This is a genomic window from Kitasatospora sp. NPDC002522 (assembly GCF_053595195.1).
Genome location: NZ_JBSFXE010000011.1, coordinates 190,074 through 211,849 on the forward strand (window position 1 = coordinate 190,074; position 21,776 = coordinate 211,849).

At 72.1% G+C, this 21,776-nt stretch carries 20 protein-coding genes; 11 read left to right on the forward strand and 9 right to left on the reverse strand.

What is annotated here, in order from left to right; translation table 11 throughout:
* Window positions 1-43 precede the first annotated feature (43 nt).
* From ACWD4U_RS12470 to pyk, 4 genes are all read left to right on the forward strand, one after another.
* Window positions 44-958 (forward strand): undecaprenyl-diphosphate phosphatase, encoded by a 915-nt coding sequence (locus tag ACWD4U_RS12470; RefSeq protein WP_363450987.1) that lies wholly within the window; start codon window positions 44-46, stop codon window positions 956-958.
* 103 nt (window positions 959-1,061) lie between these two features.
* Window positions 1,062-3,200, forward strand: coding sequence for a phosphate acetyltransferase (pta, locus tag ACWD4U_RS12475; protein WP_363450989.1), 2,139 nt, complete (start codon window positions 1,062-1,064; stop codon window positions 3,198-3,200).
* Window positions 3,197-4,402 (forward strand): acetate/propionate family kinase, encoded by a 1,206-nt coding sequence (locus tag ACWD4U_RS12480; protein WP_363450991.1) that lies wholly within the window; start codon window positions 3,197-3,199, stop codon window positions 4,400-4,402. Before pta ends, ACWD4U_RS12480 begins: the two co-directional genes overlap by 4 nt.
* A 112-nt stretch (window positions 4,403-4,514) precedes the next feature.
* Entirely contained in the window at window positions 4,515-5,945 is a 1,431-nt protein-coding gene (gene pyk / locus ACWD4U_RS12485) for a pyruvate kinase (protein WP_363450993.1), read from the forward strand.
* A gap of 76 nt (window positions 5,946-6,021) precedes the next feature.
* Here pyk and ACWD4U_RS12490 read toward each other — a convergent pair whose 3' ends face one another.
* The 4 genes from ACWD4U_RS12490 to ACWD4U_RS12505 all read right to left on the reverse strand — a co-directional run bounded on the left by ACWD4U_RS12490 (window position 6,022) and on the right by ACWD4U_RS12505 (window position 10,162).
* Window positions 6,022-7,236, reverse strand: a complete 1,215-nt coding sequence (locus ACWD4U_RS12490; protein ID WP_363450995.1) for a hypothetical protein — start codon at window positions 7,234-7,236, stop codon at window positions 6,022-6,024.
* On the reverse strand, window positions 7,233-7,820 hold the full coding sequence (locus tag ACWD4U_RS12495) for a DUF6114 domain-containing protein (RefSeq protein WP_363450997.1): 588 nt from the start codon (window positions 7,818-7,820) through the stop codon (window positions 7,233-7,235). Before ACWD4U_RS12495 ends, ACWD4U_RS12490 begins: the two co-directional genes overlap by 4 nt.
* 144 nt (window positions 7,821-7,964) lie before the next feature.
* A complete protein-coding gene (locus ACWD4U_RS12500; protein WP_363450999.1) occupies window positions 7,965-8,612 on the reverse strand; it encodes a DUF6230 family protein in 648 nt (215 codons plus the stop codon).
* A 566-nt stretch (window positions 8,613-9,178) separates the two neighbouring features.
* Window positions 9,179-10,162 (reverse strand): tetratricopeptide repeat protein, encoded by a 984-nt coding sequence (locus ACWD4U_RS12505; RefSeq protein ID WP_363451001.1) that lies wholly within the window; start codon window positions 10,160-10,162, stop codon window positions 9,179-9,181.
* 335 nt (window positions 10,163-10,497) lie between these two features.
* Between ACWD4U_RS12505 and ACWD4U_RS12510 the strand changes: the two genes are divergently transcribed.
* Entirely contained in the window at window positions 10,498-11,118 is a 621-nt protein-coding gene (locus ACWD4U_RS12510) for a TetR/AcrR family transcriptional regulator (protein WP_363451003.1), read from the forward strand.
* A 7-nt stretch (window positions 11,119-11,125) separates the two neighbouring features.
* On the opposite strand, the gene ACWD4U_RS12515 is transcribed toward ACWD4U_RS12510, so the two are convergent.
* On the reverse strand, window positions 11,126-12,013 hold the full coding sequence (locus tag ACWD4U_RS12515) for a sigma-70 family RNA polymerase sigma factor (protein ID WP_363451005.1): 888 nt from the start codon (window positions 12,011-12,013) through the stop codon (window positions 11,126-11,128).
* 92 nt (window positions 12,014-12,105) lie between these two features.
* On the opposite strand from ACWD4U_RS12515, the gene ACWD4U_RS12520 reads away from it, so the two are divergent.
* Entirely contained in the window at window positions 12,106-12,876 is a 771-nt protein-coding gene (locus tag ACWD4U_RS12520; protein ID WP_363451007.1) for an SDR family oxidoreductase, read from the forward strand.
* 53 nt (window positions 12,877-12,929) lie between these two features.
* Here ACWD4U_RS12520 and ACWD4U_RS12525 read toward each other — a convergent pair whose 3' ends face one another.
* The 3 genes from ACWD4U_RS12525 to ACWD4U_RS12535 all read right to left on the reverse strand — a co-directional run bounded on the left by ACWD4U_RS12525 (window position 12,930) and on the right by ACWD4U_RS12535 (window position 15,748).
* A complete protein-coding gene (locus ACWD4U_RS12525) occupies window positions 12,930-14,615 on the reverse strand; it encodes an acyl-CoA mutase large subunit family protein (protein ID WP_363451009.1) in 1,686 nt (561 codons plus the stop codon).
* Window positions 14,616-14,788: 173 nt separating this feature from the next.
* Window positions 14,789-15,130, reverse strand: coding sequence for a DUF3817 domain-containing protein (locus ACWD4U_RS12530; protein WP_363451011.1), 342 nt, complete (start codon window positions 15,128-15,130; stop codon window positions 14,789-14,791).
* A 78-nt stretch (window positions 15,131-15,208) separates the two neighbouring features.
* Complete coding sequence (locus ACWD4U_RS12535) at window positions 15,209-15,748, reverse strand: MarR family winged helix-turn-helix transcriptional regulator (RefSeq protein ID WP_363451013.1); 540 nt, start codon at window positions 15,746-15,748, stop codon at window positions 15,209-15,211.
* Window positions 15,749-16,209: 461 nt separating this feature from the next.
* On the opposite strand from ACWD4U_RS12535, the gene ACWD4U_RS12540 reads away from it, so the two are divergent.
* On the forward strand, window positions 16,210-17,856 hold the full coding sequence (locus tag ACWD4U_RS12540; protein ID WP_363451015.1) for a M4 family metallopeptidase: 1,647 nt from the start codon (window positions 16,210-16,212) through the stop codon (window positions 17,854-17,856).
* Window positions 17,857-17,932: 76 nt separating this feature from the next.
* Here the strand turns inward: ACWD4U_RS12540 and ACWD4U_RS12545 are convergent, their stop codons facing one another.
* Window positions 17,933-18,253, reverse strand: coding sequence for a DUF3817 domain-containing protein (locus tag ACWD4U_RS12545; protein ID WP_363451017.1), 321 nt, complete (start codon window positions 18,251-18,253; stop codon window positions 17,933-17,935).
* A gap of 171 nt (window positions 18,254-18,424) precedes the next feature.
* On the opposite strand from ACWD4U_RS12545, the gene ACWD4U_RS12550 reads away from it, so the two are divergent.
* The 4 genes from ACWD4U_RS12550 (at window position 18,425) to ACWD4U_RS12565 (ending at window position 21,660) form a co-directional block, all read left to right on the forward strand.
* The gene (locus ACWD4U_RS12550; RefSeq protein ID WP_363451019.1) at window positions 18,425-19,201 is read left to right on the forward strand and encodes a DUF2127 domain-containing protein; all 777 of its coding nucleotides are present in this window, start codon (window positions 18,425-18,427) and stop codon (window positions 19,199-19,201) included.
* Between the two features lie 94 nt (window positions 19,202-19,295).
* Complete coding sequence (locus tag ACWD4U_RS12555; protein WP_363451021.1) at window positions 19,296-19,937, forward strand: AIM24 family protein; 642 nt, start codon at window positions 19,296-19,298, stop codon at window positions 19,935-19,937.
* Complete coding sequence (locus ACWD4U_RS12560; RefSeq protein WP_363451023.1) at window positions 19,937-20,587, forward strand: AIM24 family protein; 651 nt, start codon at window positions 19,937-19,939, stop codon at window positions 20,585-20,587. Before ACWD4U_RS12555 ends, ACWD4U_RS12560 begins: the two co-directional genes overlap by 1 nt.
* Before the next feature lie 197 nt (window positions 20,588-20,784).
* Entirely contained in the window at window positions 20,785-21,660 is an 876-nt protein-coding gene (locus ACWD4U_RS12565) for an AIM24 family protein (RefSeq protein ID WP_449787178.1), read from the forward strand.
* The last annotated feature ends 116 nt before the right edge of the window (window positions 21,661-21,776 follow it).

Here is a 21,776-nt window from a genome sequence, read left to right on the forward strand (position 1 = left end):
ACGCTCGCCAGAGAGAGCCCGCCACAGCCGCCGAGAGTGTGTGATGTCGTCCCTGACCTACCTGGAATCCGTCGGCGTCGGTCTGCTCCAAGGAGTCACCGAGCTCTTCCCGGTCTCCAGCCTCGGCCACTCGATCCTGATCCCCGCACTGATCGGCGGCCAGACCCAGCGCGACCTGGACGTCACGGCGGACGGCTCCCCGTACCTCGCCGTGCTGGTCGGCCTGCACCTGGCCACCGCGCTGGCCCTGGTGGTCTTCTTCCGCCGGGACTGGATACGCATCGTCCGGGGCCTGTTCACCTCGATCACCCGGCGCGAGATCAGCAGCCCCGACCAGAAGCTGGCCTGGCTGCTCGTCGTCTCCACCATCCCGGTGGGCATCGCCGGCCTGGCTCTGGACCACCTGCTGCGCGACGCCCTCGGCAAGCCCACGCCGGCCGCGTTCTTCCTCACCCTCAACGGCCTGGTGCTGTTCGGCGCCGAGCGGCTCAAGCGCGGCGGCGGCGGCCGGCGGCGGGCCGGCGACCATCAGGCGCACCCCGCGGGCCTCGACCCCGCCGTCGAATCCGACCGGCGGATCGCCCGGCTGACCTTCCGTCAGGGCGCCTGGGTCGGCTCGGCGCAGATCCTCGCGCTCTTCCCCGGCATCTCCCGCTCCGGCGTCACCATGAGCGCCGGCATCCTGCGCGGCCTGAACCACGAGGACTCCGCCCGCTTCTCCTTCCTGCTCGCCACCCCCGTCATCCTGGCCGCCTCCGCCCTCAAGCTGCCGGAACTCATGTCCCCCGCGAACGCCGCCGTCCGCGGCCCGCTGCTGGCCGGCTCCCTCGCCGCCTTCGCCGCCGGCTACGTCTCGGTGCGCTTCCTCACCAAGTACTTCGAGACCCGCAGCCTGATCCCCTTCGCGGTCTACTGCACCGTCGCCGGCCTCGGCTGCCTGGTGTACCTCAACGTGTAGTCCACCGTGCGGCCGTAGCGGCGGTGCCGCAGCCGAGCCTCCCTGTTGTACGACGGTATGGTCGGTATGACCGGCAGCCGGACGACGGACGGAGAGCTCCACCGTGGCGCGCAGTGTGTACGTGACCGGGATCGACCGGGGGGACGGCCGGCAGGCCGTCGAGCTCGGGGTCATGGAACTGCTCACCCGTCAGGTGGACCGGGTGGGCGTGTTCCGTCCGCTGGTGCACGCGGCGCAGGCGGGAGAGCCGGGCGCGGACCACGTGGTGGAGCTGCTGCGCGGCCGGTACCGGCTGGAGCTGCCGGCGGCGGAGATGTACGGGCTCACCTACGACGAGGCGGCGGCGCTGCAGGCCGCGCACGGGCAGGACGAGCTGGTGTCGGCGCTGGTGGACCGGTTCCACCAGCTGGAGCGGCGCTGCCAGGCGGTGCTGGTGCTGGGCACCGACTTCGCGGACACCAACATGCCGGACGAGCTGGCCTTCAACGCCCGGCTGGCGAACGAGTTCGGGGCCGTGGTGCTGCCGGTGGTCGGCGGCCGGCACGAGGACCCGCAGGCGGTGGTGGCGGAGGTGCTGGGCGCCCACCGGGCCTACCGCGACCTGGGCTGCTCGATCCTGGCGATGATCGCCAACCGGGTGGCGCCGGGCGCCAAGCAGCAGGTGCAGCACGCGCTGGCCGAACGGCTGCCGGTGCCGGTGTACGTGATCCCGGAGGAGCCGTCGCTGGCCGCCCCGACCATGGCGCAGCTGGTGGAGGCGACCGGCGCGCAGGTGCTGCTGGGCGACGCGGCGGGCCTGGCCCGGGACGTGCGCGGCTTCGTCTTCGGCGGGGCGATGCTGCCGACCTTCCTGACCGCGCTGACCGAGGGCGCGCTGGTGGTGACCCCGGGCGACCGGGCCGACCTGCTGATCGGCTCGCTGGCGGCGCACGCCGCGGGCTCCCCGCCGATCGCCGGGGTGCTGCTGACGCTCGATCAGCATCCGGGCCCGGAGGTGATGGCGCTGGCCTCCCGGCTGGCCCCGGGCACCCCCGTCGCGGCGGTGTCGGAGGGCAGCTGGCTGACCGCGGCGGCGCTCACCCACCTGGAGGGGCGGATCGGGCCGAACAGCCCGCGGAAGGCCGAGGTCGCCCTCGGCCTGTTCGAACTGCACGTCGACACCGCGGAGTTGACCAGCCGGATCGAGCTGACCCGGTCCGAGCGGGTGACCCCGATGATGTTCGAGCACGCGCTGCTGGAGCGGGCCCGCGCCGAGCGCCGGCACATCGTGCTGCCGGAGGGCACCGAGGACCGGGTGCTGCGCGCCGCCGAGGTCCTGCTGCGCCGCAACATCTGCGACCTGACCCTGCTCGGCGAGCCGGAGGCGGTGCAGCGCCGGGCGGCGGCGCTCGGCATCGAGTTCCCGCAGGCCGGCGAGAGCGGCGCCCAGCTGCGGGTGGTCGACCCGGCGGCCAGCCCGCTGCGCCAGCAGTTCGCCGAGCTGTACGCGAAGGCCCGGGCGCACAAGGGCATGACCGTGGAGCGGGCGCTGGACGTGGTCGCCGACGTCTCCTACTTCGGCACCCTGATGGTCCAGGAGGGCATCGCCGACGGCATGGTCTCCGGGGCGGTGCACTCCACCGCGGCGACCATCCGCCCGGCCTTCGAGGTGATCAGGACCGCGCCGGGCGCGGCGATCGTCTCCTCGGTGTTCTTCATGTGCCTGGCCGACAAGGTGCTGGTCTACGGCGACTGCGCGGTCAACCCGGACCCGGACGCGCAGCAGCTCGCCGACATCGCCATCCAGTCCGCGGAGACCGCCGCCCAGTTCGGCGTGGAGCCGCGGGTGGCGATGCTGTCCTACTCCACCGGCACCTCGGGCAGCGGCGTGGACGTCGACAAGGTCCGCAAGGCCACCGAGCTGGTCCGCCGGCTGCGGCCGGACCTGCTGGTGGAGGGCCCGATCCAGTACGACGCGGCGGTGGACGCGCACGTCGCGGCGACCAAGCTGCCGGGCTCGGCGGTGGCGGGCCGGGCGACCGTGCTGGTCTTCCCGGACCTCAACACCGGCAACAACACCTACAAGGCGGTGCAGCGCTCGGCCGGGGCGGTCGCGGTCGGCCCGGTCATGCAGGGCCTGAACAAGCCGGTCAACGACCTCTCCCGGGGCGCCCTGGTGGAGGACATCGTCAGCACCGTGGCGATCACCGCCATCCAGTCCCAGAAGCCCGCCGCGAACGGCCCCGCAGGAGGCGCGCAGTGACCACCGGTACCCGAGTCCTGGTGCTGAACGCCGGGTCCTCCTCGGTGAAGTACCAGCTGATCGACATGCTCGACGGCGCCCGGCTGGCGTCCGGCCTGGTGGAGCGGATCGGCGAGGCGAACGGCCGGCTGCTGCACCAGCCGCTCACCGGCGAGCGGCGCGAGACCCGGCAGGTCTTCGCCGACCACGGCGGGGCGCTGAAGGCGGTGGCCGAGGAGCTGGCCGCGGACCTGATGGGCCTGGACTCCCCCGAGCTGGCCGCGATCGGCCACCGGGTGGTGCACGGCGGGCTGCGCTTCACCCGCCCCACCCTGATCACCGACCCGGTGGTCGCCGAGATCCGTCGGCTGATCCCGGTCGCGCCGCTGCACAACCCGGCCAACATCACCGGCATCGAGGTGGCCCGCGCGCTGCGCCCGGACCTGCCGCAGGTCGCGGTCTTCGACACCGCCTTCCACGCCACCATGCCGGAGTACGCGGCCCGCTACGCGATCGACCGGAGGACCGCGGACGAGCACCGGGTGCGCCGCTACGGCTTCCACGGCACCTCGCACCAGTACGTCTCCCGGGCCACCGCCCGGCTGCTGGGCCGCGACCCGGCCGAGGTGAACGTGGTCGTGCTGCACCTGGGCAACGGCGCCTCCGCCTCGGCGGTGGCCGGCGGGGTCTGCGTGGAGACCTCGATGGGCCTGACCCCGCTGGAGGGCCTGGTGATGGGCACCCGCTCCGGCGACGTCGACCCGGGCCTGGTGTTCCACCTGCACCGGGTGGGCGGGCTGAGCATCGATCAGATCGACGACCTGCTCAACCGCCGCAGCGGCCTGCTCGGCCTGTGCGGCGACAACGACATGCGCGAGGTGGTCCGCCGCGCCCAGGACGGCGAGGAGGACGCCAAGCTGGCCTTCGACGCCTACGTGCACCGGATCCGCCGCTACCTGGGCGGCTACTACGCGGTGCTCGGCCGGCTCGACGCGGTGGCCTTCACCGCGGGCGTGGGCGAGAACTCGGCGGAGGTCCGCGCGGCGGTCTGCGCCGACCTGGAGGAGCTCGGAATCGCGGTCGACCCGGAGCTGAACTCGGTGCGCGCGCCGGGTGCCCGGGTGATCTCGCCGTCGTACGGGCGGGTGACCGTCGCGGTGGTGCCGACCGACGAGGAACTGGAGATCGCCCAGCAGACTTTCGCGCTGGTCCACGCGGCGTGAGCCCGGCGCGGGATGACTACCCGTCAGTATCCCACCCCTCGGAATGTTCGTTGGCGATATCTGACGATGCGAACCGAATGTCCCGATAACACGAACGGATAGACTGACGGATATGCGCCGAGCGAAAATTGTCTGCACCCTGGGTCCTGCGACGGACTCCTACGAACAGCTGAAGGCCATCGTCGAAGCGGGCATGAACGTCGCCCGCCTCAACATGAGCCACGGCTCCCACGCCGAGCACGAGGACCGGTACCGCCGGGTCCGCCAGGTGTCGGAGGACACCGGCCGCACCATCGGCGTACTGGCCGACCTGCAGGGCCCCAAGATCCGTCTGGCGACCTTCGCCAACGGGCCGGTGACCGTGGACAACGGCGACACGTTCACCATCACCACCGAGGACGTCCCCGGTGACCAGTTCGTCTGCGGCACCACCTACAAGGGCCTGCCCGGCGACGTCCAGGCCGGCGACCCGATCCTGATCAACGACGGCGTCATCGCCCTGGAGGTCGTCAGCGTCGACGGCCCGCGGGTGAAGACCGTGGTGGTCGAGGGCGGTGTGCTCTCCAACAACAAGGGCATCAACCTGCCCGGCGCGGCGGTCAACGTCCCCGCGCTCTCCGAGAAGGACAAGGACGACCTGCGCTTCGCCCTGCAGCTGGGCGTCGACATGGTCGCGCTGTCCTTCGTCCGCAACGCCGCGGACATCGACGACGTGCACAAGGTGATGGACGAGGTCGGCATCCGCGTCCCGGTCATCGCCAAGATCGAGAAGCCGCAGGCCGTCGAGGCGATGGAGGAGATCGTCCTCGCCTTCGACGCCATCATGGTGGCCCGCGGCGACCTCGCGGTCGAGTACCCGCTGGAGAAGGTGCCGCTGGTCCAGAAGCAGCTGATCACGCTGGCCCGCCGCAACGCCAAGCCGGTGATCGTCGCCACCCAGATGATGGAGTCGATGATCCACGCCTCGCGCCCGACCCGCGCCGAGGTCTCCGACGTCGCCAACGCCATCCTGGACGGCGCCGACGCGGTGATGCTGTCCGCCGAGTCCTCGGTGGGCAAGTACCCGGTCGAGACCGTCAAGACCATGAGCCGGATCGCCGAGAAGGCCGAGGAGGAGCTGCTCTCCCAGGGCCTGCAGCCGCTCAACCCGGGCCGCAAGCCGCGCACCCAGGGCGGCTCGGTCGCCCGCGCCGCCTGCGAGCTTGGCGACTTCCTGGACGGCAAGGCGCTGATCGCCTTCACCAAGTCCGGTGACACCGCCCGCCGGCTCTCCCGCTACCGCTCGCCGATCCCGGTGATCGCCTTCACCCCGGACATCGCCACCCGCAACCAGCTCTCGCTGAGCTGGGGCGTCGAGGCGCACGTCTCGGAGCAGGTGGCCACCACCGACGAGATGGTCGAGCAGGTCGACCGCGAGCTGCTGAAGATGGGCCGGCTCGCCGACGGCGACACGGTGATCGTCACCGCCGGTGTGCCGGTGGGCATCCCGGGCACCACCAACATGGTCCAGGTGCACCACCTGGGCACCCGCGACGGCTCCTGAGCCGACACCGCCGAACGCCGCAGGGGCGGGACCCGAGGACCGGGTCCCGCCCCTGCGGCGTTCGCGCGACGTTCCGTCAGCCGTCGTACGGCGTCTTGTCGTTGAACAGGCGCATGCCCGGGATCTTCAGGTCGCCGCCGAACTGGCCCGCCTGCACCGCCTTGGCGTCGGTGAGGGTGAGGTCCAGCGGGATCGGCACCGCGCCGAGCAGGTCCCACAGCCACTTCGGCAGGGTGTCCGGGGTCAGCGTGATCGGGCCCAGGTCGATCGGGATCGGCAGGCCGTAGATCGCCGCCAGGTGGCCCGAGAGGCTCTCCACGTACATGGTGACCGGGCCGTTGCGCATGGTCGAGGTCGACCCCTCACGGCTCTTCACGTGGAAGGTCAGGCCCTGGACCTGGATGGTCGACATGTCGAGGTTCTCGATGTCCACGCTGTCGGTGGTGAACTTCAGCACCCGCTTGGTGCCGCTCTCGGTGGTGACGTCGTAGACGCCGTTGAACACCGAGCCGTGCAGCGACAGCCGGGTCGAGTGCAGCACCCAGTTCTGGTCCGGCACCACGTCGCCCTTGGGCGCCGCCAGGGCCGCCACGTGGCGGGTGTCCAGCTGGCAGTTCGGGCCGACCGAGGCCGACGCCGAGGCGGTCGGCTTGGCCGCCGACCGGGCCGAGCCCGCGACCGACGCCGAGGACGCGGCGGACGGCGCGGCGCCGCCCGCGGCCGGGGTGGCCGAGGACTGGCCGGTGACCGGCGGGGCGGGCGTCGCCGGCGGCTTGGCGGACGCCGTCGCGCTCGGCGTCGCCGCCTTGGTGCTCGGCGTCGGAGAAGGCGTCGGGGTCGGCGTCCCGCCCGGGTGGAGCAGGCCGCCCAGCAGGTCGTCGATCAGGCCGGCCGGCTGCACCGCGCCGCTCGCGGCGGGCGTGTTCGGGGTGGTGTAGACCGCGGACTGCACGGTGCCCGCGGCACCGGTGAAGACCGCGGGGACGGCGGCGGCGCTGCCCGCGGGCGCCTGCTGCGCCGAGGAGCGGGTCACCGAGGTGCCGGAGTCGGGCAGCACCTTGATCTGGCTCTTCGGGACGGGCGTCTCCTTGAGCACCGCGTCCGGCGTGCTGGCGCACTTGCCGGTCGGGGTCTCCGCCATCGCCAGGGTCGGCGCGTACGCCGCGCCCACCAGCAGCGCGGTCGGCACCGCGGCCATCGCCAGCGCCTTGCCGCGCAGGCGCGACCGGACGCTCTCCCGCGGCACCGCGTGCCGCGGGCCGGGGACGGCGGGCTGCTCCAGCTCGGTCACCGCGGCTCCCCCTCGGCGGGCGGCTGCTGCTGCGGCGCGGCGCCGTACTCCAGCGGCTGCTCGACGGCGGCCTGCGGCAGCTGCGCGGTCGGCGCGGCGTCCGGCTGGGCCGCCTGCTGCGCGACGGTCGCGCCCGGGGCCTGCGGCGCCGAGGCGGCCTCGGCGGTCTGCGGCAGCGGCTTCAGCGGCGCCCAGGAGACCAGCAGGCCGCCGGCCAGCAGGCCGGGGATCAGGCCCATGCCGAAGCCGCCCAGGTTGGAGACCGGGATGGAGATCAGCGCCAGGATGGTGGTGGCCACCCCGCAGAAGATCCGCACCAGCGGCTGGAACCAGGCGGTCAGGCCGAGCGCGATCAGCAGCAGGCCGATGATCATCGAGCCGGCGCCGGCCGTGGTGGACATCGCCACGGTCAGGTTGCCGAGCTTCAGGTGCGCGTACGGGAAGTACAGGATCGGGAGGCCGGCGAACATGGCCAGCAGGCCACCCCAGAACGGCCGGGTGCGCCGCCACCCGCGGAACCTCAGCCGGAGGCGGCTCATGCCGCCCGGGCCCTCGGGCCAGGCTTCGGCGGTTGCGCTGGACATGGTGCGACTCCTCGATGGTGGGTCCGAGGGGAAAGACGGATGGCCCCGGCCTGGCCGGGGTGCGGTCCGAGGGGGCGGCGGGTCGCCGCCCCCTCGGACCCGGGTCCGTCATCTGGGCCCGACTGGCGGGCCGTCAGATGCGGATCAGTAGCACTCGATGCCGGCGCCGGAGCCCTTGACGATGTTCAGCTTCAGGCCGTTGAGCGTGAAGGTGCCCGCCGAGGTGGCCCAGGCGGTCTGCTGAACGCCGGTCAGGTGCGCGCTGTCGGCACGCTGGGCGAAGCCCTGGCCGCCGGTCGGCAGCTTGCCGCCGTCCGCCTTCAGCTTGTCCACGGCCGACCCGGTCAGGGTGGACGCGTCCTGGCCGATGTTGATGTTCTTGAACTCGGCGTCCGCGTTCAGCTGGTTGAGGTCGATCAGCAGCTGCTTGGCGTCGACCTGCTTGGCCACGTCGTCGCTCTGACCGGCGTTGAGGACCAGGGTCCAGTTGCCGAGCGGGCCGAGGTTGGTGACCACGGACTGGCACAGGCCCTTGATCTTGGCGTGGTCGAACGCCGAGATGGCGATCGGGTGCGGGGTGCCGTTGGCCTCCACGTCCACGCCGCCGAACTGCGAGAAGCCCTCACCGTTCAGGTCCTGCGCGGTCACCTTGAACTGCTGGCCCGACACGCTGAACGAGGCGGCCAGCGCGTTCGAGGCGAGCGAGACGCCGATCGCGGCGGTGGCGGCGACGCTGGGCACCATCGCCAGGGCGAAGCGCTTCCAGCGGGTCTTGCCGTAAGACTGGGACATACGAGTCCTCCTTCTAGGACGTACATCTCCGGCCGTTTCCGGTGCGTCCCGCACGAGGTCCGGCCCGGGATGGGAGAGAGCTACGTCCTCGGTAGCGGAGAGCGCCAGTGCCGTGGGACGGCGTCGGGCGATCACCCCCGAGCGACAACCGTGCGACCGAGCGGAGTGCGCGGCCGCGGAGGCCAGGAACCGCCGCGTGGGATCTGCGGTTACCCCCCTGTCCTCACCCGGTGGGGACCCCTCGTCGCCGAGGGACCGGGCGTCGCCGATCGTGCTTGAATCCCGGGCGAAGCACAAGGGGTGCGTTACTGACGGGTAATCCAACAACAAGTGCGTTCGATCATGGAATCGAAGGCGAGTTTGCGGAGAGTGACGAAACTGGCCTGCCGCCTGGACGTCACCCCCTGGAAACACCGACGAAACACCCCCCTCCGATCACCTGGAGTGACCGAAGAGGGGTGATATCAAGATTTGGTAAACCTGCCGGGATTACCCTCGAAAGTCGTCAAATCGCCGCCGACACCGCAGGTCACCAACGGTGTCACCCGGTGCCGTCCGGCGGTCCGTCAGAACAGCACCCGGGCCAGCGCCTGACGGGCCGCCACCGTGCGCGGGTCCTCCGGGCCGATCACCTCGAACAGCTCCAGCAGCCGCAGCCGAGCGGTGTCCCGGTCGTCGCCGAAGGTCTTCGCCACGGTCGCCACCAGCCGCCCGAAGGCGTCCTCGACGTGCCCGCCGACCAGGTCCAGGTCGGCCGCCCGGAGCTGGGCCGCCACGTCCTTCGGATCGGCCGCCGCGTCGGTGCGCACCTGCTGGGGGTCGAGCTTCTCCACCCGCTGCAGCAGCTCGGCCTGGGCCAGGCCGAGCTTCGCCTCGACGTGGCCGGGCCGCTCGCCCAGCACGTTGCGGTACGCCTGGATCGCGCCGCCCAGGTCGCCCCGGTCGAGCGCGTCGTGCGCCGCCTCCAGCGCCGGGTCGGACGGCACCCGCGGCGCCGCCGGCTCCACCCCGCCGTCGCCACCGGCCGCCCGGCCGACGATGCCGAAGCGCTGCTCGGCCACCGCGATCAGCTGGTCCAGGATCTTGCGGACGTTGGCCTCGTTCTCGGCGCCCTGGAACAGCGGCACCAGCTGGCCCGCCACCACCGCCATCACGGCGGGGATGCCCTGGATGCCGAACTGCTGGGCGATCAGCGGGTTGGCGTCCACGTCGATCTTGGCGAGCACGATCCGGCCGGCGTACTCCTCGGCCAGGCGCACCAGGATCGGGCTGAGCTGCTTGCACGGGCCGCACCACTCGGCCCAGAAGTCCACCACCACCGGCACCTCGGCGGACCGCTGGACCACCTCGGTTTCGAAGGTGCCCTCGGTGACGTCGAGCACCAGGGGGTAGTCGGCGAGTGCCGGGCCGTCGCCCGCGGCGGCCTGCCGGGCCCGCTCGGCCCTGGTCTGCTCGGCCTTCTGGGCGGCCTCTCCGGCCGCCTTCACCGCGGCGAGGTCCACCGCGCCGCGCAGGGCGGAGCTGTCGATACGCGAATTCCGTGACTGCATGGCACCATCCTCCCCCGCCGGAGCACCTGACGGGCGCCAACCGCCCGGAAAAGACCGGGACGAGCCGCCCGCCGTGCGCGGGAGGTCCGACCGGAACGCGGGTCCCCACCCGCGCCGCGCGCCCGCCCGATCCCAGAGGGCGGGGCACGATGGTTGTCGCTCTTTCGCTACTCGTCGTAGCGTATCTGCCCCTGGGGCACTCCCCGCAAGCCCCCCTGGCCCTCCGGACGCGTGAGCTGAACCACTTTCCGCGGCGGGGCGGGTGCCGGGTACGGCGGGAGGTCGCTACCGTGGGGCCTCCAAGTTACTTCTGAGTAAATTCGCTAGGAGGCCCGGTGGCCCCCACCACCCCGGTCCGCGGCAAAGGCCGGCCGCGCAGCGCCGCCGCGGACCTCGCCATCCTGGAGGCCACCCGCCAGGCCCTCGCCGAGCTCGGCTGGGGCGGCCTCACCATGGGCGACGTCGCGGTGCGCGCCGGGGTCGCCAAGACCACCCTCTACCGGCGCTGGCCGTCCAAGAGCGAACTCGTGGTCGACGCCATCGCCAGCCTCTTCGACCAGCTGGAGTGCGCCGACCTGGGCAGCCTGCAGGCCGACATCGAGGCGGTGGTCGCCCAGTTCGCCGAGCTGCTCACCCGGCCCGAGACCCAGGCCGCGCTGCTCGCCCTGTTCGCCGAGGGCACCCGCGACCCGCAGCTGCGGCTGCGGATCCGGGAGCGGATCGTCCAGCCGCAGAAGGTGCTGGTGCAGCTCGGCCGGGCCAACGCGCAGGCCCGCGGCGAGATGGACCCGGACCGCGACCCGGCCACCGCCGACGAGGAGATCGACATCATCTTCGACACCATCGCCGGCACCGTCGAGCACCGGCTGCTGGTGAGCGGCGAACCCGTCACCGCGGAGTGGATCCGCCGCTTCACCACGCTGCTGCTCAACCCCCTGCCGGGGCTGCTGCGCTGACGACCCGTCAGCCGTCCAGGCCGGCCAGGTCGAGGGCGGCCAGCCGCACCGGGTCGTTCAGCACGTCGATCTCGGCGACCAGGCCGTCGACCACCGTGAACGCCATCACCGACACCGGCCGGCCGTCGATCACCGTCAGCACGCCGTAGGCGCCGTTCACCAGCACCAGGCGCGCGAACGGCACCAGCGCCCGGAAGCCGGCCGCCGAGGACGCGATCGCCGCGCCGCCGCGCAGCACCCGGTTCAGCTCGGCCAGCGCCGTGCCGCCGTCCGCCCGCAGCACCGCGTCCGGGGCGAGCACCCGCAGCAGTCCGTCGAAGTCGCCCTCCCGGGCGGCGGCCAGGAACGCCTCCACCGCGGTGCGCTGCGCCGCCGGGTCGCGGTCCGGCTCCGGCGCCCGCTCCTTCACCCGCTTCCGGGCCCGGCTCGCCAGCTGCCGCACCGCCGCCGGGGACTTCTCCAGCAGCGGCGCGATCTCCTCGAACGGCACCGCGAACAGGTCGTGCAGCACGAAGGCCAGCCGCTCGGCCGGGCCCAGCGTCTCCAGCACCACCTGCAGCGCCAGGCCGACCTGGTCGCCGAGCAGCGCCGCCCGCTCCGGGTCCTGCGCGTCCGGCGCGGCGAGCACCGGGTCCGGCACCCGCGGGTCGTCCAGCGGGTCCTCGCGGCGGCGCTCCCGGCTGCGCAGTTCGTTCAGGCAGACCCGCGAGGCGACCGTGGTCAGCCAGCCGCCGAGGTTGTCCACCTCGTCCTCGGCGTGCCGCTCCAGCCGCAGCCAGGTCTCCTGGACGGCGTCCTCGGCCTCGCCGAGCGAGCCGAGCATCCGGTACGCCACCGCCCGCAGCCTGGGCCGGTGCTCCTCGAACCGCTCGGCGAGAAGAGTTCCCCCGCTCACCTGTCACATCCCTTCCTCGGTCGGGGTCATGGAGGCAGACACCCACTGTGGCAGGCCGGACGATCACTCCGGCGGCCGGATCGGAGACCGACATGACCACCCCCGCCACCCTCCTGGTCACCGGCGGCACCGGCACCCTCGGCCGGCTCACCGTGCCCCGCCTGCTCGCCGCGGGCTTCACGGTCCGGGTCCTCACCCGCGGCGAGCACCCGGACGCCGACGGCGTCCGGTACGTCCGCGGCGACCTGGTGGCCGGCACCGGCCTGGCCGCGGCGCTGGACGGCGTCGACGCGGTGCTGCACCTGGCCGGAGGTGCGAGGGGCGACGACACGGCGGCCCGCCACCTCGCCGCGGCGCTGCGCGGCAGCGCCGTGCGGCACGTGGTGATGGTGTCGGTGATCGGCGCGGACCGGATGCCGCTCGGCTGGTTCCGGGCGAAGCGGGACGCCGAGCGGGCGCTCGCCGACAGCGGGGTGCCGTGGACCGTGCTGCGCGCCGCCCAGTTCCACGACCTGGTGTTCACCATGGCCGCCAGGCTGGCCAAGCTCCCCGTGCTGCCCGCCCCCGGGGGCCTGCGCTTCGAGCCGGTGGACGCCCGCGAGGTCGCCGACCGCCTGGTCGAACTGGTCCTCGGCGAGCCCGCCGGGCTGGTCCCCGACCTGGCCGGCCCGCGCGCCTACGCCTTCGCCGACCTGGCCCGCGGGTACCTCACCGCGACCGGCCGCCGCCGCCTCGCGCTGCCGGTGCCGCTGGCCGGGAAGGTCGGGCGCGCCTACCGGCAGGGCGAGAACCTCGCCGCCCCCGAGGCCGCGCACGGCGGCCGCAGCTGGGAGGCGTTCCTGGCGGAGCGGCTGGCCGCGTAGCGCCGCCACGAGGAGCGGGGGCAGAGGCGGACGCCCCTGCCCCCGACGGACCGTCAGAACATCGCGTTCTCGCGGTAGGTGCCCCACTCGTCGCGCAGGGCGTGGCAGATCTCGCCGAGGGTGGCCTCGGCGCGGACCGCGTGCAGCATCGGCTCGATCATGTTGGCGCCGGAGCGGGCGGCGGCCAGCATCGCGTCCAGGCCGGCCCGGACGGCGGCGTCGTCGCGGTGCGACTTGCGCTCGTTCAGCACCCGGACCTGCTCGCGCTCCACCTCGTGGCTGACCCGGAGGATCTCCAGCTCGGGGGTGACGGTGCCGGGGTGGCAGTTGACGCCGACCACCCGCTTGTCGCCCTTCTCCAGGGACTTCTGGTACTGGAAGGCGGCCTCGGCGATCTCTCCGGTGAACCAGCCCTCCTCGATGCCGCGCAGGATGCCCGAGGTCATCGGGCCGATGGGGTGGTCCGCGGTGGCCTTGTCCAGGATCCGCTGGAAGATCTCCTCCGCCTGGGCCTCGATCCTGTCCGTCATCGCCTCGACGTACCAGGAGCCGCCCAGCGGGTCGGCGACGTTGGTGACGCCGGTCTCCTCCATGATCACCTGCTGGGTGCGCAGGGCGATCTCGGCGGCCTGCTCGCTCGGCAGCGCGAGGGTCTCGTCGAGGGCGTTGGTGTGCAGCGAGTTGGTGCCGCCGAGCACCGCGGACAGCGCCTCGACGGCGGTGCGCACCACGTTGTTGTAGGGCTGCTGGGCGGTGAGCGAGACGCCCGCGGTCTGGGTGTGGAAGCGCAGCCACTGGGCCTTGTCGGTCTTGGCGCCGAAGTGGTCGCGCATCCAGCGGGCCCAGATCCGGCGGGCGGCGCGGAACTTGGCGATCTCCTCGAAGAAGTCGAGGTGCGCGTCGAAGAAGAACGACAGGCCGGGGGCGAAGACGTCGACGTCCAGGCCGCGGGAGAGGCCGAGTTCGACATAGGCCAGGCCGTCGGCGAGGGTGTAGGCGAGCTCCTGCGCGGCCGTCGCACCGGCTTCGCGGATGTGGTAGCCGGAGACCGAGAGCGGCTTGTACGCGGGGATGCCGCGGGCGCAGTGCTCCATCAGGTCGCCGATCAGGCGCAGGTGCGGCTCGGGGGCGAAGAGCCACTCCTTCTGCGCGATGTACTCCTTGAAGATGTCGGTCTGCAGGGTGCCGTTGAGCACGGCGGGGTCGACGCCCTGGCGTTCGGCGGCCACCAGGTACATGCAGAAGATCGGGACGGCGGGGCCGCTGATCGTCATCGAGGTGGTGACCTCGCCGAGCGGGATGCCGGCGAACAGCACCTCCATGTCGGCGGCGGAGTCGATGGCGACGCCGCAGTGGCCGACCTCGCCGAGCGAGCGCGGGTCGTCGGAGTCGTAGCCCATCAGGGTCGGCATGTCGAAGGCGACCGAGAGGCCGCCGCCGCCGGCCTCCAGGATCATCCGGTAGCGCTCGTTGGTCTGCTGCGCGTTCCCGAAGCCGGCGAACTGCCGGATGGTCCAGGTGCGGCCGCGGTAGCCGGTGGGGTGCAGGCCGCGGGTGTAGGGGTACTCACCGGGCCAGCCGATCCGCTCGAACCCCTCGACCTCCTGCCCGGCGGGCGGGCCGTAGACCGGTTCGACGCTCTCGCCGCTGAGCGTGGTGAAGTCCGCGTCCCGCTTGCGTGCCTTGTCGTACCGCTGCTGCCAGCGCTGCCGGCCGGCCTCGATCTGCTCGGCGTCCATCGGCTCCGACTCCCGCTCCGTGCGGCCGTCCTCGTGGGGCGGCAGAGAACTACTAGGATGTCCTAGCAATTTACTCGGACGTCCTAGTACCTGTCGATGCCTGGCGGCCGAATGCACGAACGCCCCTCCCCCGGCGGTCCGGGGAAGGGGCGCTGCGACGTGCGGGCGGCGGGTCAGACGCCGGCGGTCTCGGGGGCCGGAGCGGCCGGGGCGAGGGCGGCGGCGGCCTCGCCGGCCACCTTGCGCTCGGCGACGAAGGAGGCGAACGGGATGCAGCCGGCGGCCAGCGTCAGGACCATCCGGCCGAGCGGCCACTTGAGCTTCTGGCCGAGCAGGAAGGTCACCACGAAGTACCCGATGTAGAGGTAGCCGTGCAGCATCGCGACGTAGGTGGTGGCCTCGGCGCCGGTGTCGAAGGCGTACTTCGCGACGATGAACCCGCAGAACACCAGCAGGGCGACACCGGTCGCGATCGCCAGGGCCCGGTACCAGCCCAGCAGGGGTGGGGTCTTCATCTCTGTCCTCGCCTCACTCGGCCACGTCTCACCGGCGCGCCCCGCCTGGGCGCACCGCTGCATCGAGGGTAACCGCCCCTACGCGTCGTCCCCGCCGGGGCCCTCCTGGCGCGGCAGGGCGAAGTCGCCGGCCGCGACGCGCAGCGGGCGCAGCAGGTCGAAGACGTTCTGGCAGTCCTGCTCGTCGTAGCCCTCCAGGCCGAAGTCGACGGCCATCAGCTCGCGGGTGGCCTCCTCGACCACCTTGCGGCCGCGCTCGGTGATGGCGGCCAGGACGCCGCGGCCGTCCAGCGGGTTGGGGCGGCGGGTCACCAGGCCGGCGCCCTCCAGCCGGTCGACGGTGTTGGTGACGCTGGTGGGGTGGACCATCAGCCGCTCGCCGATCTTGGAGAGCGGGAGCTCGCCGGCCCGGCTGAAGGTGAGCAGCACCAGGGCCTCGTAGCGGGCGAAGGTCAGGCCGTAGGGCTTGACCACCGCGTCGACCCGGGCCAGCAGGATCTGGTGCGCGCGCATCACCGAGGTGATCGCCGCCATCGACGGCACGCTGCCCCAGCGCCGGGTCCACAGCTCGTCGGCGCGGGCGATCGGGTCGAAGTCGAGGGAGAGGGGCTTGGCCACGCACCCCACCGTACTCGCGGGGGGCGGGCGGGGTAGCAGGTGTCCACGATGGCAGACAAGGCCACCTCTTGGCGGGATCACGCCAAACAGATGGACAACGCCGCCCGGCGGCCGTTTACACCGGATATTCCGGCAATATTCAGTGAACGGACGGGAGTTGGGCGGATCCCCAGACCGCGCCGCATGGTTCGCGGCTAAACCTCTGCTTTTCCGACTTCGACATTGCGGGTCCACTGGCGAGAGTTTGCCAATCGTTGCCGAAGTGCTGTTCCCGCATTTGAACGATCGTCATGCTTCTGGCCAGCCCCGTTCGACGCCGCCGGCCCCACCCCACCGGCAGCAGTCGTCTGACCGCACGGAGCTGCACGTCAGCACTCGTTCCGCCCCAGCAGGCACTGACCCCGGTGCCCCGGAACGGCGTGCGACCGCGCACACGCGGTTGATCCGGAAGGAATCCGTTCGTGAAGCGAAAGCTCGCTGTCGGAGCCGTTCTCTCTGCCTCGGCCATCCTGGCCTCCGCGATCCAGGTGAGCGCCGGGATCGCCCAGGCCGTCCCCAACCCGGCCGCCCAGAACGTCGCGGGCCAGCACCGCGGCGAGCTGCTGGCGCTCGCCGCCGCGCAGGCCCCCGGCGCGGCCAAGACCCTGGGCCTCGGCGCCCAGGAGAAGCTGGTCGTCAAGGACGCCGTCGTCGACGCCGACGGCACCCGCCACTTCCGCTACGAGCGCACCTACAACGGACTGCCGGTGCTCGGCGGCGACCTGGTGGTCCACCAGGACGCCAAGGGCCAGGTCCGCTCCTCCGACCTCGCAGTGAAGGGCAGCCTGGCCCCCGCCTCGCTGAGCCCGAAGCTGACCGCCGGTCAGGCCTCCAACAAGGCCGCCGGCACGGTGCAGGCCACCGTCGGCCAGGCCGGCGACGCCGACGAGGCCGTGATCTCCTCGGTCTCCGGCGCCGGCGCCGCCCAGCTGGTGATCTTCGCCGCGGACGGCAACCCCCGCCTCGCCTACCGGACCACCGTCGAGGGCATGCGCGCGGACGGCACCCCCAGCCGTCAGATCCTGGTCACCGACGCGGACAGCGGCGCGGTGCTCTCCACCCACGAGGAGATCCAGACCGCCAACGCGACCGGCACCGGCAACGGCGTCTTCGTCGGCAACGTCTCGCTGACCACCACGCTGTCCGGCAGCACCTACTCGCTGAAGGACGCCACCCGCGGCGGCCAGTACACCACCACCCTGGCCGGCAAGACCTCGGGCAAGGGCACCCTCTACTCCAAGACCAGCAACACCTGGGGCAACGGCACCGTCTCCAACGGCGAGTCCGCGGCCGTGGACGCGCAGTACGGCGCGGCGGTCACCTGGGACTTCTACAAGAACACCTTCGGCCGCAGCGGCATCCGCAACGACGGTGTCGGCGCGTACAGCCGGGTCCACTACGGGCGCAATTACGTCAACGCCTTCTGGGACGACAGCTGCTTCTGCATGACCTACGGTGACGGCTCGTCCAACACCCACCCGCTGACCGAACTCGACGTCTCCGGCCACGAGATGAGCCACGGCGTCACCTCCAACACGGCCGGCCTGAACTACTCGGGCGAGTCCGGCGGCCTCAACGAGGCGACCAGCGACATCTTCGGCACCATGGTGGAGTTCTACGCCAACCTGTCGAAGGACGTGCCGGACTACCTGATCGGCGAGCTGATCAACATCAACGGCAACGGCACGCCGCTGCGCTACATGGACAAGCCCTCCAAGGACGGCGCGTCCGCCGACTACTGGTCCTCCACGGTCGGCAGCAAGGACGTCCACTACTCCTCGGGCGTCGCCAACCACTTCTTCTACCTGCTGGCCGAGGGCAGCGGCGCGAAGACCATCAACGGGGTCAGCTACAACTCGCCGACCTACAACGGCTCGACCATCACCGGCATCAGCCGGGCCAAGGCCCAGCAGATCTGGTACCGGGCGCTGACCGTCTACATGACCTCCACCACCAACTACAAGGGCGCCCGCACCGCGACGCTGAGCGCGGCGGCCGACCTCTACGGTTCCGGCTCGACCGAGTACAACACGGTCGCCGCCGCCTGGGCCGCGGTCAACGTCAACTGACGCACCCGTCCCGGAAAAGCCCGCGGCGGTCGGGCCTCCCACGAGGAGGCCCGGCCGCCGCGCACCACGTTGCGGGTCAGGCGGTCGCCGGGGCGGCGACCACCTCGCCGCGCTCCTCCCGGGCCAGCATCCGCTCGGCGAAGAACCCGCCGGTCGGGAGCACCGAGAGCACGAACAGCAGGATGCCGCGCTTGGGCTCCCAGCGGCGCTGCTGCCAGGCCTGGGCGAGGAAGACCACGTACAGGATGAACAGGATGCCGTGCACCATGCCCATCACCGGCACGGCGTCGAAGCTGGTGGTGCGCTTCAGCACCGAGCAGATCAGCAGCAGGATGAAGGACAGGCCCTCGGGGCCGGAGACCAGGCGCAGGCGGTGGACGGCGGCGACGCTCTTCACGGGGGTTTCCTCACGGGGGCACGGGCGGGCTTGTACGGACAGCTTGTGAATGCACGCACAAGCCGTGCCTATTATCACCGACCTGACAACGCCGACGGACGGACCCCCTATCCTGCTGTGCTGCGCGCGGCCTGAGCGGCAGGCCCGCACCACCCACGGGGGACGAGCGACATGTTCAAGCGGGACTGGAACCGCCACACCTGTGCCCGGCGCGGCCACATCACCTACGCGCCCGACGAAGCGGGGCTGCGCGCCCGCCTGCACACCGAGACCTCGCTCGGGACCGCCTGGCGCTGCCTGCGCTGCGGCGACTTCGCGCTCGGCGAGCCGCACGGCTCCGGCCCGGCCGAGAACGCCCCGCTGGTCCCCCGCGGCAAGGCGCTGCGCGACCTGTTCATCCTGCGCTTCCTGGCCGTCGAGCGGCTGCTGCGCGGCCTGCTGATCGTGATCGTCGCCTGGGGCGTGTGGAAGTTCTCCAACAGCCAGGACGCGGTGCGCCGGATCTTCGACGAGAACCTCTCCGTGCTGAAGCCGGTCACCGAGCACTTCCACTGGGACCTGGAGCACTCGCCGATCGTCGACACCATCCGCAAGACCTTCGACTACAAGCACTCCACGCTGCTGTACGTCGCCGTCGCGCTGGTGGTCTACGCGCTGGTCGAGATCGTCGAGGCCTTCGGCCTGTGGTGGGGACAGCGGTGGGCGGAGTACCTGACGGTGGTCGCCACCGCCGCGTTCCTGCCGCTGGAGGGCTACGAGCTGACCGAGCACGTCAGCGTGCTGAAGATCTGCACGCTGCTGCTGAACATCGCCGCGGTGCTCTGGATCATGCTCTCCAAGCGGCTGTTCGGGCTGCGCGGCGGCCGGGCGGCGTTCGAGGCGGAGAAGCACTCGGCCTCGCTGCTGGAGGTCGAGGAGTCCGCCGGCGCCGTCCCGCAGGCGGCCTGACGGCGCATCGGGCCGGTACGGGTTTTGTACCGGCTCGGTACCAGCCGTCCGCGCCCCCTCCCCGCACGGGGCGGGGGCCCGATACATTCACCGGGTGGCACAGTTCCGACTTCAGGGGTCAAAGGTCCTAGCCGTCGATCTGGCAGGGGACACCGTCAAGGCCCGCAACGGCTCGATGGTCGCGTACACCGGGCAGATGGGCTTCAAGAAGCTCTCCGGCGGCGGCGACGGCCTGCGTGGCATGGTCACCCGCCGGCTCACCGGCGAGCGCATGGAGGTCATGGAGGTGAGGGGGCAGGGCACCTGCTTCTTCGCCGACAAGGCCACCGAGATCAATCTGGTCCGGCTGAACGGCGAGACGCTGTACGTCGAGTCGGACAACCTGCTCTGCACCGAGGCGACGCTGCACACCGGCACCTCCTTCACCGGGCTGAACGGCATGGCCAGCGGCAACGGCCTGTTCACCACCAAGGTGGAGGGCCAGGGCTGGGCCGCCGTCACCTCCAAGGGCCCGGCGGTCATCCTGCGGGTCTCGCAGGGCATGCCGCCGCTGCGGGTCGACCCCGGGGCGTACGTCGCGCACACCGGCAACCTCAACCGGTCCCTGAAGTCCGGTGCGGGCTGGACCACCCTGATCGGCGAAGGCGGCGGCGAGGCGATGCAGGTCGAGTTCACCGGTGAGGGCCTGGTCTACGTCCAGCCCTCCGAGCGGATGACCTTCGGGGGCGACGTCTGATGGCCTTCACCCGGATCAACAACAAGATGATCTCCGCCCAGGTGATCCCCGGTCAGCGGATCTTCTCCCAGCGCGGCTCGATGCTCGGCTACACCGGCGAGGTCACCTTCAAGCCCAACATGGCCGGCGGCCAGGGCGGCGTGATGTCGATGATCGGCCGCCGGGTCGCCAACGAGGACACCCCGCTGATGACCGTCGAGGGCCAGGGCACCGTGATGTTCGGCCACGGCGGCCACCACGTGCACCTGATCGACCTGACCGGCGACGCGCTCTTCGTCGAGGCCGACCGGCTGCTCGCCTTCGAGGGCAGCCTGCAGCAGTCCACCATGTTCATGGGCCAGCAGGGCGGCCTGATGGGCGTGGTCCGCGGCCAGGTCACCGGCCAGGGCCTGTTCACCACCCAGCTGACCGGCAAGGGCGCGGTCGCGGTGATGGCCCACGGCGGCGTCGTCGAACTCCCCATCACCCCCGGCCAGCCGGTGCACGTCGACCCGCAGGCGTACGTCGCGCACCGCGGCCAGGTGACCAACAAGCTCTCCAGCGCCGTCGGTTGGCGCGACATGATCGGCCGGGGCTCCGGCGAGGCGTTCCAGCTCGAACTCTCCGGGCAGGGTGCGGTCTACGTGCAGGCCAGCGAGGTGAAGCTCTGATGTCCTACCCCCCGCAGCAGCCCCCGTACGGGCAGCAGCCCTACCCGCCCCAGCAGCCCCCCTACGGCCAGCAGCCGTACCCGCAGCAGGGCGGCTACCCGCCGCAGGGCCAGCCGTACCCGCCGCAGGGGCCGCCGCCCGGGTACGACCAGCAGCAGTACCAGCAGGCCTACCAGCCCACCCAGGCCGGCCAGCCGATGCCCCCGCAGCAGCAGTACCAGGCGGGCCCCGGCGGCCAGTTCGGCGCGCCGCTGCTGCAGGCTCCCGGCGGCGAGGGCCCCAAGGTGTGGGACCCGTCGAGCCTGCCCGCGAACGACAACGTCAACCCGTACTGCTTCTCGGTCGACCTGAACGGCGCGTACTACCTGCAGAAGGGCAAGATGATCGCCTACTACGGCGAGATGCGCTTCTCGGGCGTCGGCCGCGGCGTCATCGACCAGATGCTGGAGCGGAACTTCAACTCCCCGCTGCACGCCTCGGACTGGGTGGTCGCCGAGGGCCGCGGCAAGCTGCTGCTCGCCGACCGGGCCTTCGACCTGAACTCCTACGACCTGGAGAACGGCAACCTGACGGTCCGTTCGGGGAACCTGCTCGCCTTCGAGCCCTCGCTGCAGCTCAAGCAGTCGATCATCCCCGGCTTCCTCACCCTGATCGGCACCGGCAAGTTCGTCGCGGCCTCCAACGGCCCCGTGCACTTCGTCGAACCGCCGATCCGGGTCGACCCGCAGGCCCTGGTCGGCTGGGCGGACTGCCCCGCGCCCTGCCACCACTACGACCACAGCTACATGCACGGCCTGATCGGCGGGCTGCGGCACCTGACCGGACTCGGCGGCGCGAGCGGCGAGGAGCACCAGTTCGAGTTCATCGGCGCCGGGCAGGTGCTGATGCAGTCCACCGAGACGCTGATGGCCGACCGCTCGGTCGGCGTCGTCGCCGCGGAGGCCGGCGTCCCCGGCTCCGGCGTCCCGCACCAGGGCGCCGCCGGCCACGGCGCGCAGCAACAGCTCCCCAACATCCCCGGCCTCGGGAACCTCGGGAACCTGGGGGACCTGGGACGGCGCTTCGGCCTGTAGGCACCGTCGGACGGGGGTGGGGGGGGGGCGGGGCGCCCCCCCCCCCCGCCCCCCGGGCAGCCCCCGGCAGGGACAACCGCGGGGACCGGAACCGCACGGGCGCGCGCGGCGCGGGG